Here is a 16,449-nt window from a genome sequence, read left to right on the forward strand (position 1 = left end):
GATATGACGAGTGGTTCGCTGTCCCGCGCGCTGGTGCTGGAGGAGTTCGGTGCGCTGCCCCGGCTGGTGTCGCGGCCGGTGCCCGAGCCGCGCCCCGGCCACACCCTCGTCCGGATGCTCGCGGCGCAGGTGGCTCACCTCGATCTCAACGTGGTCGACGGGGCGTTCGGGATCCTCCCCGATCTCCCCGCGGTGCCGGGGACGACCGGGTGCGGGGTGGTGCTGGCCTCGGACACCCACCCGGAAGGCGCTCTGGTCCGGGTCGACGGCAAAGGGCTGGGGCTGCGCCGGGACGGCTGCTGGGCCGACCACGCGCTGGTGCCCGACGCGGCCGCGACCCTGGTTCCGGACGGTACGGATCCGGCGCTGGCGTGCAGTTTCTTCTCACCGGCCGGCACGGCCTGGGCGGCGGTGCACTCGGTGGCCGGGGTGCGGGCGGGCGAGCGGGTCCTCGTCACCGGGGCGGCGGGCGCGGTCGGTTCGCTGACCGTGCAGGTCGCCGCGCGGGCGGGCGCCGAGGTGATCGGCGTGGTCGGCCGCGCCGCGAAGCTGGACCATGTGCCCGCCGCGGCCAAGGCGGTCCTGGCGGCCGAGCTGTCGGCGGAGGCCGTGGGCGGACCGGTCGACGCGGTGATCGACACCGTGGGCGGTCCGGTGCTGCGCGACGCGCTGGGACTCGTCCGCCCCCGGGGACGCGTCGCCCTGGTCGGCTACACCGCGGGCCGGGAGTTCAGCGTGGACCTGGCGGACTTCCTGCTCGCCGATGTGTCCCTGCTTCCGGTGAACCTGATGACGCGGGGCAGGGAGGTCGCCGCGGACGCCGAGCGGATGCTCGGGGAACTGGCGGCCGGAGAACTGACCCTGCCGATCGAGCGGTGCGGTCCGGACCGGCTGGCCGAGGCCGTCGAGCGGCTGCGGACCGGGGAGGCGGTGGGGAGGGTGGTGCTCGATCTGGCGTGACGGCGTCAGCCGAGCACGACCACCGCGTGGCCCCGGCAGCAGAGGATGCCGGGGCCGATCCGGTGTTCCTCCAGGTCGAGGGTGACCTGACCGGTGACCGGATCGACCTCGCGCACGCTCCCGGTCACCCGCAGCCGGTCGCCCGGGTAGGCGGGTGCCCGGTTCTGCCAGGCGAGCTGTACGACCCGTCCGGCCGGTCCGGCGAAACCGGCCGCGGCCCGGTGCAGGAGACAGCCGTGCAGCTGCGCCATGACCACCGGGCCGTCCAGGCCCTCGGTCTGCGCGAACGCGGTGTCGTAGTGGATGCGGTGCGTGTTGCGGGTCACCGCGCCGAAGCGCAGCAGCGCGACCTCGTCGAACACGGACTCCACAGGGGACAGGGGCTGTCCTGCCGTCTTCTTCATCGCACGATGAACCTCTCCGTGACCTCGACCAGGGACCCGCGACCGGCGACGAACTGCTTGTCCACGGTGAGCAGCAGGAGGTCGGCGCGCTTGCGCTCGACCTCGGTGAGGGCGCGCCGTATCTCGATCCGGTCCCCGGCCCGGACCTCGCCGATCCAGCGGACCTCCTGGCCCCCGGCCATCAGGCGCACGCCGAGTCCGTCGGTGCCGGGCACCTCGTCGCGGTACATGCCGTCCGGCCGCAACTCGTCGGCCTGCGGGCCCGGTTCGCCGCGCAGCAGGCTGGCGACGTACATCGGGTGCACTCGGAAGGCGGCGTGGGCCGGCTCGACAAGCCGCGGGTCCGTCTCCCCCGCGGCCCGCGCGAACTCCGCGGCGCTCTCGGCCCGTACGACGCCCAGCGGGCGCTGCTCCCACCGGCCGAGCACAGCGCGCGCCCGTTCCTCCGCCAGGTCCACCTCGGTCCGCCGCATACCGCATCCGCCTTCCCGTGTCCGGTCCCGGGATGCTAGGCGGGACGGCGTCCGGGCCTCCACGGAACCGGCCCGCTGAGCGGACCGCCGCCCTTGGCCGGACCTGCCGGCACCCGACACCATCCGGCTATGGATCTCATGGACATCCAGGCGCCTCCGCAGGGCGCCTACGCGGAGGCCGACGGCGTCAAGTACCACTACATCGAACTCGGCGAGGGCGGCGAGGGCAGCCCGACGATCTTCCTGCACGGCGGCGGTCCGGGCTGCACCGGCTGGTCGGACTTCGGTCAGGTGGCGCCGCTGTTCGCCGAGGACCGCCGCTGCTTCCTGGTGGACATCCTGCAGTACGGCAGGTCGGCGAAGCCCGTCATCGAGGGCCCCATGTGGGACTACCACGCCGCGAAGACGGTGGCGCTGATGGACGCGCTCGGCGTCGAGCGGGCGGACTTCGTGTGCAACTCGTGGGGCGGGACGATCGCCCTCAACCTGGCCGCCAAGTACCCGGAGCGGGTGCGCTCCTTGGTCATCACCGGCAGCATGCCGGTCTTCTACGGCCCCCTGGCCCCGCTGCCGGAGGGCGGCCGCCGCGGCCGCAACGCCCGGGACGTGTACTACGGCGGCGACGGCCCCTCCCGGGCGAAGATGCGGGAGCTCATGGCGCGCCTGGAGTGGTACGACCCGGACGCCATCCCCGAGGGCACCGTGGCCCTGCGGTACGAGCAGAGTCTCGACCCGGAGGAGACCGCGCTGGCCGGTGCCTCGGACAACCCGCGCGGCGACTGGCAGGACCTGACGGCGGAACTCGGCCGTATCGAGGCCCCCACGCTGTTCCTGTGGGGGATGCAGGACGCGTTCCTGACGCCGGACTACCCGCTGATGCTTGCCCGCATGGTCCCCCGGGGCAGCCTGCATGTGATGAGCCGGGTCTCCCATCATCCCCAGGAGGAACAGCCCTACGACTACCACAGCGTGGTCAGCGGCTTCCTGAACCAGCGGCACGGCTGACGTCGAGCGGAGGACACGTGAGCGCATCGATCCCGCGGGTCGTCGAACTGACCGGTCCCTTCACGCGTTTCGCCGGCCGGCTGCTGGTGGGGCTCGGCCACGAGGTGGTGCTGGTGGAGCCGCCCGGCGGCGACCCCGACCGGCTCGAGGACCCCGACGCGTTCGTCCACTGGCACGCGGGGAAGCGTTCGGTGACCCTGGACCCCGCCGACCGGGGCGGGCTGCGCCGCCTCCTGGAGGGCGCGGACGTCCTGCTGGACGGGACGCCGGAGGGCGCGGAGGGCGCGGACGGCCTCGATCACCTCGTCCACGTCCGGGTGACCCCGTTCGGGCTGGTCGGCCCGCGCAGTGACTGGCAGGGCACCGATCTGGTGGTGGCCGCGCTGGGCGGCATGCTCGCGCAGGTGGGCGACCCCGACGGTCCGCCGCTGCGGCTGCCGGAGAACCAGGCCGAGCAGCTCGCGGGAGTCAACGCGGCCATCGCCGCCCTGCTGGGGCTGCGGGCCCGTCGACGCGGCACGGGCCAGCTCGTCGACGTCTCCGCCCAGGCGTGCGTCGCGGCCGCCCTGGAGGCGGGCACCCTCGCCTATCTGCACGAGGACCGGGTGCCGCCCCGTCCGGGGCGCGTGCATCCGCTGGTCCCGCACGGGCTGTTCCGGGCGGCCGACGGTCATCTGGGCGGCGGGCTCGGCGGCAGTCCCCGCATGTGGGACGCGCTGCTGGCCTGGCTGTGCGAGGAGGGCGCGGAGGCCGATCTCGCGGAGCCCCGGTGGCAGGACCCCGTCGAGCGCAAGACCCATCAGGAGCACGTCTTCAAGGTCGTCCAGGACTTCGTCGGCGCCTGGCCGAAGGCCGAGTTCGCCGAGCGGGCGCAGGCCAGGAAGCTGCCCTGGGCCGCCGTCGACCTGCCGTGCGAGCTGCCCGACAACCCGCAGCTCGCGGCGCGGGACTTCTTCACCCGGGTGGACGGCCGGACCGACCTCGGTTTCCCGTTCGCCTTCCCCGAGGGCCACAGGCGCACCGCGCTCACGGTGGCCCGTCCCGGCGCCGACCAGGCCCTGCTGGACGAGGCGCGCCCGGTGCGCCCGGCCGAGGGTGCGGCTCCCGCCGCGCGGCCCGCCCTGGACGGCGTACGCGTCCTCGACCTCACCTGGGTGCTGGCGGGCCCGTACTGCACGAAGGTCCTCGCCGACCACGGGGCGGACGTCATCAAGGTCGAGTCGGCGGGGCGTCCGGACCCGACCCGGTTCGCCCCCTTCATGCACCTCTCCCGCGGCCCGCACACGGACCCGAACACCAACGGCTACTTCAACGAGGTCAACCGCAACAAGCGCAGCGTCGCCCTGGACACGCGCACCGAGGACGGCGTGGCCGTGCTGCGGGAGCTGATCGCCCGCTGCGACGTCCTCGTGGAGAACTTCAGCGCCACGGTCCTGACCCGGATGGGCCTCGGCTACGACACACTGCGCGAGATCAACCCCGGCCTCGTCTACGTCAGCATGTCCGGCATGGGCCACACCGGTCCGCGGGCCGGCTGGGTGTCGTACGCGGACACCGTGTCGGCGTCCTCCGGGCTGACCGGGCTGACGGGCTGGGGGCCGGACGACGTGGTGGGGGTGATCTACGGTCACGGCGACATCGTGGCGGGACTCCAGGCCGCGCTGGCCACGGTCGCCGCGCTGGAGCACCGGGCGGAGACCGGCCGCGGGCAGCACATCGATCTGTCCCAACTGGAGGCGATCGCCGCCCACATGGGGACGAGTCTGCTCACGGCGGCGCGGTCGCTGGCCGGGAACACACATCCGCGCTGGAGCCCCCAGGGGGTGTACCGGTGCCTCGGCGCCGACCGCTGGCTGGCGGTCAGCGTCCGCTCGGACGAGGAGTGGACGTCGCTCTGCCGGGTCCTCGAACGCCCGGACCTGGCCGAGCGGTTGCCCACGGCGGACGACCGCAGGCGCGAGAGCGACCTGGTCGACGACGCACTCGGGGCATGGGCGCGCACCCTGTCCGCCGATCTGGCGGCGGAACTCCTGCAGGCGGCGGGGATTCCCGCGGGGGCGGTGCAGGACGGTCGTGAACTGGTGGAGCACGACCCGCAGTTGCGGGCGCGCGGCTTCTACGTCCGCGCGGAGCATCCGGTCGCGGGCGCGTTCCTGCACGAGGGGGTGCCGATCCGTCTCACCGGCACCCCGGGTTCGGTCCGCGGGCCGGCGCCCGTGCTGGGCGCCGACACCGACGCGGTGCTGCGCGAGGTGGCGGGCCTTTCCCCGGAGCGGCTGGGTGAGCTGCGCGAGGCGGGCGTGCTGCGATGACCGGGACGACCGTGCCGGAGCTGGTCGAGGAAGCGGCCGTGAGGTTCGGTGACCGGGTCTTCCTGCGGGTGGGCGACACCACGCGGACATACGCCCAGAGCCGGGCGGCGGCCGCCTCCATGGCCGCCGCCCTCGCGGCCCGCGGCTGCCGGCCGGGCGACCGCGTCGCGGCGCTGCTGTCCAACCGGATCGAACTCGTCGATCTGGTCCTCGGGTGTGCCTGGCTCGGCGCGGTCGTGGTGCCGCTGAACACCGCCCTGCGGGGTGGTTCGCTTCGTCAGGTGCTGGACACGGCCCGGCCCCGCTTCCTGTACGCCGAGGCCGAGTCGGCGGCGCTCGCGGCGGCCGCCGGGTACCGGGGGCCGGTGTGGGTGGCGGGCGACGCGGACGCACCGCGCCCCGGAACCGGCGCCGGCCCGGCACCGGCCCGGGTCCGGCCGCGGGACACCGCCGCGATCCTGTTCACCTCCGGCACCACAGGACGCCCGCGCGGAGTGCGGTGCCCGCAGGCCCAGTTCGTCTGGTGGGGCCGCAACACCGCGTCCGCCCTGCGCCTGACGCCCGACGACGTGCTGTTCACCTGCCTCCCGATGTTCCACACCAACGCCCTCAACACCCTGGCGCAGGCGATGACGGTGGGCGCGAGCTGTGTCGTCGGCACCCGCTTCTCCGCCTCGCGGCACTGGGCCCAGGCGTCCGAGTGCGGCGCCACGGTGGTCTATCTGCTCGGCGCCATGGTGCCCATGCTGCTGGCGCAGTCTCCCGGCCCGCAGGACCGGGATCACCGGGCCACACGCAGTCTCGCTCCGGCCACTCCGGGCGCGCTGTGGGAGCCCTTCCGCGAGCGGTTCGGCGTGACCCTCGTCGACGGGTTCGGCTCCACGGAGACGAACCTGGTCATCGGCACGACACCCGAGGAGGGCCGGCCGGGCCGCATGGGGACCGTGCGGCCGGGCTTCGGCGCGTGCGTGGTCGACGAGGCGCTCGCCCCCGTCCCGGACGGGACGCCCGGCGAACTCCTCGTGCGCAGCCACCGGCCGTACGCGTTCTCGACGGGCTATCTGGGCGATCCCGAGCCGGCCCCGGACTCCTGGCGCCGCACCGGCGACCGGGTGATCCGCGAGCCCGGCGGCTGGTTCCGCTTCGTCGACCGGATCAAGGACGTGATCCGGCGCCGCGGCGAGAACATCTCGTCCTGCCAGGTGGAGGCCGCGGTCCGTTCCCATCCGGCGGTCCTGGAGGCCGCCGCGTTCCCGGTGGCCTCGGAGCTGGCCGAGGACGAGGTGATGGTCGCGGTGGTCGTCCGGCCCGGCCGGGTGCTCGACCCGGCCGACCTCACCCGGCACTGCGCGCTCGAACTCCCCGCGTTCGCCGTTCCCCGGTACGTGGAGACGGTCCCGGCGCTGCCCCTCACCGAGACGGGCAAGGTCCGCAAGGGGGTGCTGCGGGACCGCGGGGTCACGCCCGCCACGTGGGACGCCTCGGGCCGACGGGCCGGGTAGGCGCACTCCTGCGCGCACGGTGACGGTTCGGGCCGGGTGGGCCCGAGTCGCGCAACTCCTAGGCTGAGCGGCATGGTCGACGCATGCTTCGCACATCCCCGGCTCGCCGCGGTCTACGATCCCCTCGACCCCGACCGCGGTGATCTCGACGCCTACCTCCGGATGACGGAGGAGTTCGGGGCACGTCGGGTCCTGGACATCGGCTGCGGGACCGGGGTGTTCGCCCTCCTGCTGGCCGACCGCGGGATCGAGGTCGTCGGCGTCGACCCCGCCGAGGCGTCGGTCGACGTCGCACGGGCCAAGCGGGGCGCCGAGCGAGTGCGCTGGATCCGCGGTGACGCGACGGCGCTTCCGGCGCTGCGGGTCGACCTGGCGACGATGACGGCGAACGTCGCCCAGGCCATCGTCGATCCGCCCCTGTGGGAGAGGACTCTGCGCGGAGCGCACGAAGCGCTGCGGCCGGGCGGGCATCTGGTCTTCGAGACCCGGGATCCGGCCCGGCGCGCCTGGGAGGAGTGGAACCGCGAGAGCACGTACCGGGTGACGGAGATCCCGGGGGCCGGCGCCGTCGAGCACTGGGTCGACCTGACCGGGGTGAACGGACCGCTGGTGACGTTCCGTTCGACCTATGTGTTCGCGGCGGACGGACAGACGCTGACGTCGGACTCCACGTTGCGCTTCCGTGCACGGCACGAGGTCGAGACGGATCTGGTCGCGAACGGCTACGTGCTGGAGGACATCCGCGACGCGCCGGACCGGCCGGGCCGCGAGTTCGTCTTCGTCGCACGACGCCCGTGACCCGGTCTCACGCCCCGGGGCTCAGTTCGTCTCCTGCGCGGTCGGGTGACTGGACGACAGCACTCTGGTCGCGTTGGCCTCCGCCTCGCGTTCGAAGCGGTCGGACGGGTCCGAGATGCTGAGTCCCGAGCCGTTGTCGGTGCCGGCCACGGGTCCCCGGCGCTGCTGGATCACATGTGTCAGCTCATGGGCGAGGGTGTGCCGGTCGCCGCCGCCGTCGCCGATGACGATGTGGCTGCCGGAGGTGTAGGCACGGGCGCCGACCTCGGCGGCCGACGCACGGGCCGCGCTGTCGTCGTGGATGCGGACATCGGCGAAGTCGGCGCCGAGCCGGGACTCCATGTCGGTGCGGGTCGTGCTGTCCAGGGGCCGGCCGGGGGCGCGCAGCACACCGTGCACGGCGGAGCGCTGCACGGCGGGCTGCGCGTCCTGGTCGTGACCGCAGCCGGCTCCGTGCCGGTGCTCCTCCTCGGCGCGTTGCAGGCCGGTCCGGCGCAGCATCTGCACGACGGCGGCGTTGCCCGCGGAGCTCTGCAACGCGAGGACTTCCCGCGGCGACGACGCACCTGACCACTGCGGCGCGGCAGGCGTCCTCTTCGCGGCGGCCGGGGACCGGCCCGGATCCTTCTCGTCGCCACTCTTGCCATGGCCTTGTGTGCGCACCGAGAGCCCTTCCCGTGATCAGCGACTGGACTCCCTGCATACAGGGTCGCCGGGGGGCGGGGCGAGGTCCGTGAGTGCAGTGAGGGGTGGCCGATCGGGCAGTCCCGGACAAGGCCGGCCCCCCTCCACCCGAGCCGGCCGCGGGGTCAGCCGCCGTCGGCTTCCCGCGCCACACCTTCGAGTCGGCTCCGGTACCGCTCCCACCAGGCCCGATCGCCCACCGCCAGATTGTCCTTCGCCTTCAGATACCCGGCCCCGCCGTCGATGAGCTCGCGCAGGATGTCGGCGTGGCCGGCGTGCCGTTGGGTGTCGGTGATCACTCGGACGAGGATGTGGTGGAGGGTCACCTCCCGTCTCTCCGGCGGCCACCACGGGACCTGCCCGATCCCCTCGAGCGGCAGTGTCCCGATCGTCGTGTTCGAGTGCTCCCACGCCTGCCGGTACAGCCCCACGATCTCCTCGCGCGACTCCTCCGCGGTGGCCCACATGTCCGCGTTGGGTTCCGCATCCTGTGTGTACCACCAGGACGGCGGATCCTCGGTGAAGAAGGGCCGGCCGAAGGTGTCGCCGAAATACCCCAGCTCCACGCCGGCGACATGTTTGACCAGCCCCAGCAGATTGGTTCCGGTGGGGGTCAGCGGGCGGCGCACGTCGTACTCGGACAGCCCTTCGAGCTTCCACAGCAGGACGTCACGCCCTTCCTGCAGATAACGGATGAGGTCTGCCTTGGGGTCCGGTTGACTCATGCCGTCGAGTCTTCCAGGCGCCACCGACAATCGGACTTTTCTGGACGAAGCGCCCCTCTCGCGGGTGGTGCGCCGGTGTCAGACGTCCAGGTCCTCGGGGCGCGGGATCTCGGTGGGGTCGAGGGACAGGCACTCCTTGGCCATGGTGGCGAACGCGTCGACGAGGATCTCGGCCCGGCCGGCCTCGACGCCGTCGAGCACGGTCCGTACGCAGACGGCCGGATCGTTCTTGGGCATCTCAAGGCCCGCGATCATGTCCGTGTCCGTCGGGCCCAGGATGACACCGGTGACCAGCGTGTTCTGGGCGGCGAGTTCGAGCCGGACGCAGTTGGTGAGGCTCCAGGCCGCGGCCTTGGCCGCGTTGTACGCGCCGGCGTGCTCGCCGCCGACCCAGGCCGCCACCGACAGCATGTTGACGAGCGCCCCTCCCCCGCCCGCCTTCAGGACCGGCGCGAAGGCGCGGACCATGTTCAGCAGGCCGAAGTAGTTGGTCTCCATCTCCCGCCGGATTCCGTCCATGTCGCCGGTCACGAGATCCGTGAAGGTCGCGATGCCGGCGTTGTTGACCACCAGCGTCACATCGCCGGCCGCCGCGGCCGCGGCGGCGACGGACTTCGGGTCGCTGATGTCCAGGGCGAGCACCTCGGCCCCCGGCACATCGACGCTCTCGGGACGGCGCGCCGTGGCGTACACCTTGGCCGCGCCCCTCTCCAGCAGCTGAGTGGCGAAGTGTCGGCCCAGGCCCCTCCCGGCACCGGTGACGAGGACGACGGAGTCGGCGATCTTCATGTCGATAAGCCTTTGCGTGTACGGAAACCTCGGCGCCCGGAACGGAACGCCGACGACCGTTACGCTAGAACCTCACGCCAACGTCAACTTCAAGTCCGTGTGACGGACGACTCTCGGGAGGCCGGGTGCGGATCGGGGAGCTCGCCGCGCGAGCCGGGGTCAGCACCCGGGCCCTGCGCTACTACGAGGAACAGGATCTTCTCACCTCGACCCGCACCTCCGGCGGACAGCGCCTTTACGGCGACTCGGACGTCGACCGGGTCCGGCTCATCCAGCAGCTCTACGCCGCCGGGCTGCGCAGCGGGACCGTCCGCGACGTCCTGCGCCTCTACATGGGCAAGGACGAGGGCGGCGCGGACCCGGCCGCCCTGCTCTCCGCGGAACGGGCCCGGATCGACCGGCAGATCGCCGACCTGCTGGCGGTCCGGGCCCGCCTCGACCAGATCATGGCCGGTGACCCCACCTGCCGTTACGCACCGCCCCGCACGGACTGACCGGGACCCCGCCGGAACCGCAGCGTCACCAGTTCGAACGGGCGCAGCCGCAGCGAGAGCCGGTTGCCGTCGGCCAGAGGGGCCGGGGCATCCGCGAGGGGCCGTTCCAGCAGGTCGGTCACGGTGACGTCGGCGACCTCGAAGCCCGCGGTGAGGGTGGCGCGGGTGCGGCCGCCGTGGGCCTCGTGGCAGCGGACCACGACGTCCCCGCTGCCGTCGTCGGCGAGTTTGACGGCCGTGACCACCACCGCGTCCCGGTCGACGGTGACCAGCGGGGCGACCTCCGGGCCGCCGACGACCGTACGGACGGGCAGGTTGACGCGCCAGCCCTCGCGCACCGCGTCGCCGATCGTCGCGCCCGGCACCAGGGCGTGCCGGAACCGGTGGACGCCCTGGTCGGTCTCGGGGTCGGGGAAGCGCGGGGCGCGCAGGAGAGAGACCCGGAGGGTGGTGGTCGTGCCGCCATCGCCGCCGGCCTCGTCACGGACCGTGCGGGTCACGTCGTGGCCGTACGTCGAGTCGTTGACGACCGCGACGCCCCAGCCCGGTTCCTCGAAGTGGACGAACCGGTGGTTGCAGGCCTCGAAACGGGCCGCCTCCCAGCTGGTGTTGGTGTGCGTCGGCCGGTGGAAGTGCCCGAACTGGGTCTCCGACGCGTACCGTTCGGCGTGCACGTCGAGGGGGAAGGCGAGCTTGAGGAACTTCTCCGTCTCGTGCCAGTCGACCTCCGTGTCGATGACCAGCCGCCGCTCCCCCGGCGGCAGCGACAGCACCTGAACGGCCCGCGACGCACCGAAGGACCGCACGATCCGCACCGACGCGCCGTCCTCGCCCGCGGTGACCTCGTCGGCGTCGGTCAGGTCGGTGACGGTGTTGCGGTAGAACTCGTCGACGTCCCAGGCGTCCCACATGTTGGGGAAGTCGGGATGGAGTTGGAGGAGGTTCGCGGTGCGGCCGGGGGCGACGGTCTCCCGGTCGGCCGGGATGTCGTAGGCCGACACGACGAGCCCGCGGGCGTCGACCTCGACGCGCAGCAGGCCGTTGTCCAGGACGTGTCCGCCGTCCGGGCGGGGCGTGCGGGTCGTACGTCCCTGACCGGCGAGAACGCCGGCGCCGCCCGCCGGGACACCCCCCTGTGCGTGCGGGGCGGCGTTGAACACGAGCGGGGCGGCGCCCTCGCCGGCCAGGGAGCGCTGGGCCGCCTCGACGACCGCGGTCAGTTCCCCGGCCAGGCGCGCATAGGTGGCGCGGGCCTCGCGGTGCACCCAGGCGATGGAGGAGCCGGGCAGGATGTCATGGAACTGGTGGAGCAGGACCGTCTTCCAGATGCGGTCCAACTCCTCGTAGGGGTAGGGGAATCCGGTGCGCACGGCGGCAGTCGCGGCCCACAGTTCGGCCTCCCGCAGGAGGTGTTCGCTGCGACGGTTGCCCTGTTTGGTGCCGGCCTGACTGGTGAGGGTCGCGCGATGCAGTTCGAGGTACAACTCGCCCACCCAGACCGGGGGTTCGGGGTGCTCGGCGGTGGCCTTCGCGAAGAAGTCCGCCGGCGTCTCCCAGGTCACGGTCGCGGAGCCCTCGAGGTCGCGGAGCCGGGCCGCCTTCGCGACCATCTCGCGAGTCGTGCCGCCCCCGCCGTCACCCCAGCCGGTGGGGGCGAGGGAGTGGCGGGCGACACCCTTGTCCTTGAAGTTGCGTGCCGCGTGGGCGATCTCGCCGCCCTTCATGGAGCAGTTGTAGGTGTCGACCGGCGGGAAGTGGGTGAAGATCCGGGTGCCGTCGATGCCCTCCCAACGGAAGGTGTGGTGGGGGAACTTGTTCGTCTGCGACCAGGAGATCTTCTGCGTCAGCAGGTACTTGGAGCCCGCCGCCCTGATGATCTGCGGCAGGCCCGCGGCGAAACCGAAGGTGTCGGGCAGCCACGCCTCGTCGTTCTCGATGCCGAACTCGTCGAGGAAGAACCGTTTACCGTGCACGAACTGACGGGCCATCGCCTCCGAGCCCGGCATGTTGGTGTCCGACTCCACCCACATGCCGCCCGCCGGTACGAACCGGCCGTCGGCCACCGCCTTCTTCACCCGCGCCCACACCTCGGGCCGGTGTTCCTTCACCCACGCCCACTGCTGGGCCTGGGACATGGCGAAGACGAAGTCGGGCTCGTCGTCGAGGAGGGCGGTCATGTTGGCGGTCGTACGGGCGACCTTGCGGACGGTCTCGCGCAGCGGCCACAGCCACGCCGAGTCGATGTGGGCGTGGCCGACGGCGGAGATGCGGTGGGCGGAGGGCGCGGCGGGCACGGACAGCACACCGGCCAGGCGGGCACGGGCCTCGGCCGCCGTGCCGCCCACGTCCTGGAGATCCACGGCGTCGAGCGCACGCTCCACGGCCCGCAGGATCTCCCAGCGCCGCGCCGACTCCACGGGCAGCTCGGCCATGAGCTCGCCGAGCACCTCCAGGTCGAGCACGAGCTGCCACACCGTCTCGTCGAGGACGGCGAGGTCCATACGGGTGAGGGTGTACTGCGGTTCGCGGCCCGCGGTCTCCTTGTCGCCGAGCGGCGTGGGCAGGAAGGGGTGGTAGTCGAGGATCACCGGGTTGGAGGCGGCCTCGATGTGCAGGCGCACCTCCTCGCCGCCCACCACGGGCGCGCCGACCCGCACCCACTGGTTGCGCGGGTTGAGGCCCTTCACCGGAGTGCCGTCGGGCCGGTAGACCAGGCCCTCGCACTGGAAGCCGGGCATGTTCTCGTCGAAGCCGAGGTCGAGGAGCGCCTCGACGGTCCGGCCCGCCCACGCCTCGGGGACCGTCCCGGTGACGCGGAACCAGCTGGTCCCCCAGGGAGCACCCCACCGGGCGCCCACCTCGATCGGCTCGGGTTCCGCCGCGAGTCCCTCGGCGACCGGCACCGGTTCGCCGGGCGCGTGCCACACCGCCACGTCCAGCGGTACGGACTCGGGGTACACGGCGGGACGGATGCGCTCGTCGAGGACACGCTTGAGGCGGGCTTCGACCAGGGTGCGGTCGTCATGCATGCGGGGTGCTCCAAGGGGGGTGGGAGGGTTTACCAGGTGTGGGTCACGGTGGCGGGGTCCGACGCTGTGTAGAGCTCCCCTACGGCGCGCAGTTCGAACCGTGCCGTCTGCTCGCCCTGCTCGGGCACGAGGCCGCCGGCGAAACAGGCCCGCTGGCAGGTGCCGCCGAGGAAGCGCCGGGTGCCGTCGGGCAGGACGCGGTGCAGGGTGTGGTGGCGCACTCCGCCCGAGGAGGCGTCCCAGGCGAGGCGCAGGTCGCCGCCGGCGGCCGCGGTGATGCGCAGCCCGGAGGGTGCGGCGGGCGGGACCGGCTCGTCGTCGCGGACGGCGATCGAGCCGAGCCGCCAGCTCACCGGCCCGTCGGTCGCGGTGAGGCGGACGCCGAGCGCGTGGACGGTCCCGGTCAGTCCGGTGAGCCGTACGGTCGAGGTCCGCCAGCCATCGCCCGTCTCCACCGGCAGGTAGGTGTACGGCGGCGTCGACCCCGGGGTGTCCGGCTCGGCGGTGGCGACGGCCAGCTCGACGGTCACCGCCCCCGCGTCGGTCCGGTGGGTCAGTTCGACCACCGTGCCGTCGGTGAGCGGGAGCCGGGTCGCGTAGAGGTCCAGGACCGCCGGCTCGTCCAGCGCTCCCGTCACCAGCACGCTGCTGCCGCCGTGCCAGGCGTCCGCGAAGTCGAAGGCGACGGTCGGCCGCGTCCCGTCGGTGTGTACCGCCCACTGCCGGGAGGGCAGCCGGTCCTGCAGTCCGAGGTGGTTCCACGGGGTGTCGGAGGTGACCGCGCCGTCCTCGTACCAGCGCAGTCCGTGCCCCGTGTTGAAGACGCTCGCGAACGGCACCGCCGTCACCGTGGACCGGTCCGCGACCGACACGGCGGGCGCCCGCCAGGGGTCCGTGCCGTCCGGCCGGGACGGGTCGAGCGAGCGGCCGGTCCAGAACCGGTCGTCGGCCGCGTGGAAGTCACCGGGTGCCCTGCCGCCGGAGGGGAGGTGGTTTCGGGTCCACTCGGGCCGGTAGAAGCCCAGTGACGCGATGTGCGCCTTGTTCGTGGGCACGATCGCGTCCCAGTTCACGGACCGGTTGGAGCCGCTCGCCTCCACGTCGACACCCGCCCACAACTCGTAGCGGCTGCGGCCGAGTTGCTCGGCCAGCGTGCCGGAGGAAGCGAGGGTGCTCGCGGACCAGCGGAAGTCCACGAACATGTCGTCGGCGGTCTGGAAGAACGCCTGGTTCTGGGTGTCGAGCGCGCCCTGCCAGCTGACCGTGCCGTTCACGGTCATCGCGTCGTACCAGGTCACCCGCTGGCCGTGCGCCGCGGAGAGCGACTTCAGCTCGGTGAGGAAGCCGAGCATGTCGGTGCCCAGCGCGGTGTTGCCGCCGCTGGTCTCGGCGTTGACGAACCAGCCGTCGAAGCCGTACGCGGCGGCGACCGCGACGAGCTGCGCGGCGAGCGGGTAGTGCCCGGTCGTGTCCTTCTGGACCAGGTCACGGGTCCACTGGAGCTGGCCGCCGTAGGCGACGGGCGGCAGGAAGATGTTGCCGAGGACGGGCACACCGTGCCGGTGGGCCGCGTCGACGATCGGCGCGTTCGGGGCGAGGATCAGGCCCTCGCCGGCCGAACCGCCCCAGAACACCAGCTCGTCGACGTAGGCCCAGTGGGTGAAGGCGTAGTAGTCGGCGGTGGCGGATCCCTGGGAGGGGTTGAGCGAGGTGGGCCCGAAGGAGACCAGGGACTGGACGCGGGCCTGCCCCGAGCGGGCGGTGGCGTTCGGCGGTGTCGGGGTGAAGCGGGGCGCGAGCGGCACGGACGCCGCGTTGAAGGCGAGGTCGGTGTCGTCGGCCGCGGTCCAGCTCTTCAGGCTGCGCCAGGTGATGCCGGTGCCGGGGGTGCCCGAGGGCAGGGAGTCCGGGTACCAGTAGGCGGCGTACGGCGGGGCCGCGGTGGCGGCCTTCGCCGTGGTCGCGGGCAGGACGGCGGCCGCGCCGGCCGCGGCGGCGGCGAGCAGGACAGTGCGTCTGGTGGGGTTCACGAGCGGGTGCCTCCTTGGAGTACCTCTTCGGAAGTGACGACTTGGGTGATGCCGCGCGCGCCGAGGTGATCCTTGTCGTCGGCGTGCGTGTCGAGGACGGTCGTGGGGCGGGCCCCGTCGGCGGTCAGCCGGAAGAACGCGTCGTAGACGGTGCCGCCGGGCGCGCAGACCGAGCGGACGGACGGTTCGGCGGGGACCACCAGCGCCGTGGTCCGGGCGGCGGGCGCGGACCAGGTCTCACCGGCCGCGCGCGCCAGTACGCGGGCGGTGTCCTTCGCCTTTCGCTGGTTGGTCAACAGGCCCAGCGTGTATTCCAGTTCGGGGAAGTCCGCAAGCCGGCGGGACACGTCGTGGGAGCACCACCAGGTGACGCCCCACAGGTCGGGGCAGTCCAGGACGTTGCGTACGGTCGCCTCGGTGAAGGCGGCGGCGTGCTCGGCCGGGACGAGGGGCGCGGGCGCGCCGACCTCCTGGAGCCAGACGGGCCGGTGCGGGTCCCGCGCCCAGGCCTTGCTCAGCTCCACGAGGTAGGCGGCGTGGTGCTCGGCCGGGACGGAGGCGTGCCCGTGCCGCTGGGCGGTGCCGTTGAAGACCCAGGAGTGCACGGCCGTGACGGCGCCGCGCCGTGCGGCCTGGGCCGGGAGGAACGGCATGTCGTCCTGGTACCAGGTCGCGTCGTACTCGGCGTGCAGATGCAGCCGGCCGGGAGCGCCCTCCTCGCAGGCGGCGAGCATGCGCTCCAGCCAGGTGTCGATCTCGTCGGCGGAGGCCCGGTCGGGGTCGGGATGCGGGCCGGCGGAAAACTGGTTGACCTCGTTGCCGAGGGTCATGCCGAGGAAGTTGGGCCGGCCCGCGAGGGCGGCGGCGAGGGTGCGCAGATAGGCGGCCTGGGCGTCGAGGACCTCAGGGTCGGTGAAGAGGTTGCGCCGGTGCCAGGTGCGGGTCCAGGCGGGCAGGAAGTCGAAGCTGCTCAAGTGCCCTTGCAGACCGTCCACGTTGACGTCGAGTCCGCGTTCGGCGGCCGCGTCGACGAGCCGCACCAGCTGTTCCACCGCCCGGGGGCGGATCATCGCCCGGTCGGGCTGGAAGTACGGCCACAGCGGGAAGACCCGGATGTGGTCCAGGCCCAGCGCGGCGATGGAGTCGAGGTCCTCGCGTACCGAGTCCAGGTCGAAGTCCAGCCAGTGATGGAACCACCCTTCGCTCGGGGTGTAGTTGACGCCGAAGCGCACGGCAGGAGGCAT

At 73.0% G+C, this 16,449-nt stretch carries 13 protein-coding genes and 1 pseudogene; 6 read left to right on the forward strand and 8 right to left on the reverse strand.

The features are described from left to right. Positions 1 to 3: 3 nt before the first annotated feature. Positions 4 to 960 (forward strand): quinone oxidoreductase family protein, encoded by a 957-nt coding sequence (locus tag ABT057_RS34555; RefSeq protein ID WP_352347736.1) that lies wholly within the window; start codon positions 4 to 6, stop codon positions 958 to 960. A gap of 5 nt (positions 961 to 965) precedes the next feature. Here the strand turns inward: ABT057_RS34555 and ABT057_RS34560 are convergent, their stop codons facing one another. Further along, positions 966 to 1,364 (reverse strand): hotdog family protein, encoded by a 399-nt coding sequence (locus tag ABT057_RS34560; protein ID WP_352347738.1) that lies wholly within the window; start codon positions 1,362 to 1,364, stop codon positions 966 to 968. Then, a complete protein-coding gene (locus tag ABT057_RS34565; protein WP_352347740.1) occupies positions 1,361 to 1,837 on the reverse strand; it encodes an FAS1-like dehydratase domain-containing protein in 477 nt (158 codons plus the stop codon). Before ABT057_RS34565 ends, ABT057_RS34560 begins: the two co-directional genes overlap by 4 nt. A 129-nt stretch (positions 1,838 to 1,966) precedes the next feature. Here ABT057_RS34565 and ABT057_RS34570 point away from each other — a divergent pair, with 129 nt between their 5' ends. The 4 genes from ABT057_RS34570 to ABT057_RS34585 all read left to right on the forward strand — a co-directional run bounded on the left by ABT057_RS34570 (position 1,967) and on the right by ABT057_RS34585 (position 7,454). Beyond that, positions 1,967 to 2,842, forward strand: a complete 876-nt coding sequence (locus ABT057_RS34570) for an alpha/beta fold hydrolase (RefSeq protein WP_352347742.1) — start codon at positions 1,967 to 1,969, stop codon at positions 2,840 to 2,842. A 17-nt stretch (positions 2,843 to 2,859) separates the two neighbouring features. Continuing rightward, positions 2,860 to 5,154, forward strand: a complete 2,295-nt coding sequence (locus tag ABT057_RS34575; RefSeq protein WP_352347744.1) for a CaiB/BaiF CoA-transferase family protein — start codon at positions 2,860 to 2,862, stop codon at positions 5,152 to 5,154. Then, positions 5,151 to 6,656, forward strand: a complete 1,506-nt coding sequence (locus ABT057_RS34580) for an AMP-binding protein (protein ID WP_352347746.1) — start codon at positions 5,151 to 5,153, stop codon at positions 6,654 to 6,656. Before ABT057_RS34575 ends, ABT057_RS34580 begins: the two co-directional genes overlap by 4 nt. 72 nt (positions 6,657 to 6,728) lie before the next feature. After that, complete coding sequence (locus tag ABT057_RS34585; RefSeq protein ID WP_352347748.1) at positions 6,729 to 7,454, forward strand: class I SAM-dependent methyltransferase; 726 nt, start codon at positions 6,729 to 6,731, stop codon at positions 7,452 to 7,454. Positions 7,455 to 7,487: 33 nt separating this feature from the next. Here the strand turns inward: ABT057_RS34585 and ABT057_RS34590 are convergent. The 3 genes and pseudogenes from ABT057_RS34590 to ABT057_RS34600 all read right to left on the reverse strand — a co-directional run. Next, positions 7,488 to 8,117: pseudogene (locus ABT057_RS34590) on the reverse strand (eCIS core domain-containing protein); the annotation flags it as partial. A gap of 146 nt (positions 8,118 to 8,263) precedes the next feature. Next, entirely contained in the window at positions 8,264 to 8,863 is a 600-nt protein-coding gene (locus tag ABT057_RS34595) for a DinB family protein (RefSeq protein WP_352347750.1), read from the reverse strand. Between the two features lie 78 nt (positions 8,864 to 8,941). Next, positions 8,942 to 9,652: an SDR family oxidoreductase gene (locus ABT057_RS34600; RefSeq protein WP_352347752.1), complete on the reverse strand. Its 711-nt coding sequence runs from the start codon at positions 9,650 to 9,652 to the stop codon at positions 8,942 to 8,944. 125 nt (positions 9,653 to 9,777) lie between these two features. Between ABT057_RS34600 and ABT057_RS34605 the strand changes: the two genes are divergently transcribed. Next, positions 9,778 to 10,146, forward strand: a complete 369-nt coding sequence (locus ABT057_RS34605; RefSeq protein ID WP_352347754.1) for a MerR family transcriptional regulator — start codon at positions 9,778 to 9,780, stop codon at positions 10,144 to 10,146. Here ABT057_RS34605 and ABT057_RS34610 read toward each other — a convergent pair. From ABT057_RS34610 to ABT057_RS34620, 3 genes are read right to left on the reverse strand one after another with little or no spacing between them, the layout of a single operon-like run. After that, positions 10,122 to 13,175, reverse strand: coding sequence for an alpha-mannosidase (locus tag ABT057_RS34610; RefSeq protein WP_352347756.1), 3,054 nt, complete (start codon positions 13,173 to 13,175; stop codon positions 10,122 to 10,124). The genes ABT057_RS34605 and ABT057_RS34610 overlap by 25 nt on opposite strands. Positions 13,176 to 13,204: 29 nt before the next feature. Beyond that, the gene (locus tag ABT057_RS34615) at positions 13,205 to 15,205 is read right to left on the reverse strand and encodes an endo-beta-N-acetylglucosaminidase (protein ID WP_352347758.1); all 2,001 of its coding nucleotides are present in this window, start codon (positions 15,203 to 15,205) and stop codon (positions 13,205 to 13,207) included. After that, on the reverse strand, positions 15,202 to 16,449 hold the full coding sequence (locus ABT057_RS34620; protein ID WP_352347760.1) for a glycoside hydrolase 5 family protein: 1,248 nt from the start codon (positions 16,447 to 16,449) through the stop codon (positions 15,202 to 15,204). The genes ABT057_RS34615 and ABT057_RS34620 overlap by 4 nt, the downstream gene beginning before the upstream one ends.

The organism is Streptomyces sp. NPDC002588, from assembly GCF_040295925.1.
In the GTDB taxonomy this organism is placed as follows: domain Bacteria; phylum Actinomycetota; class Actinomycetes; order Streptomycetales; family Streptomycetaceae; genus Streptomyces.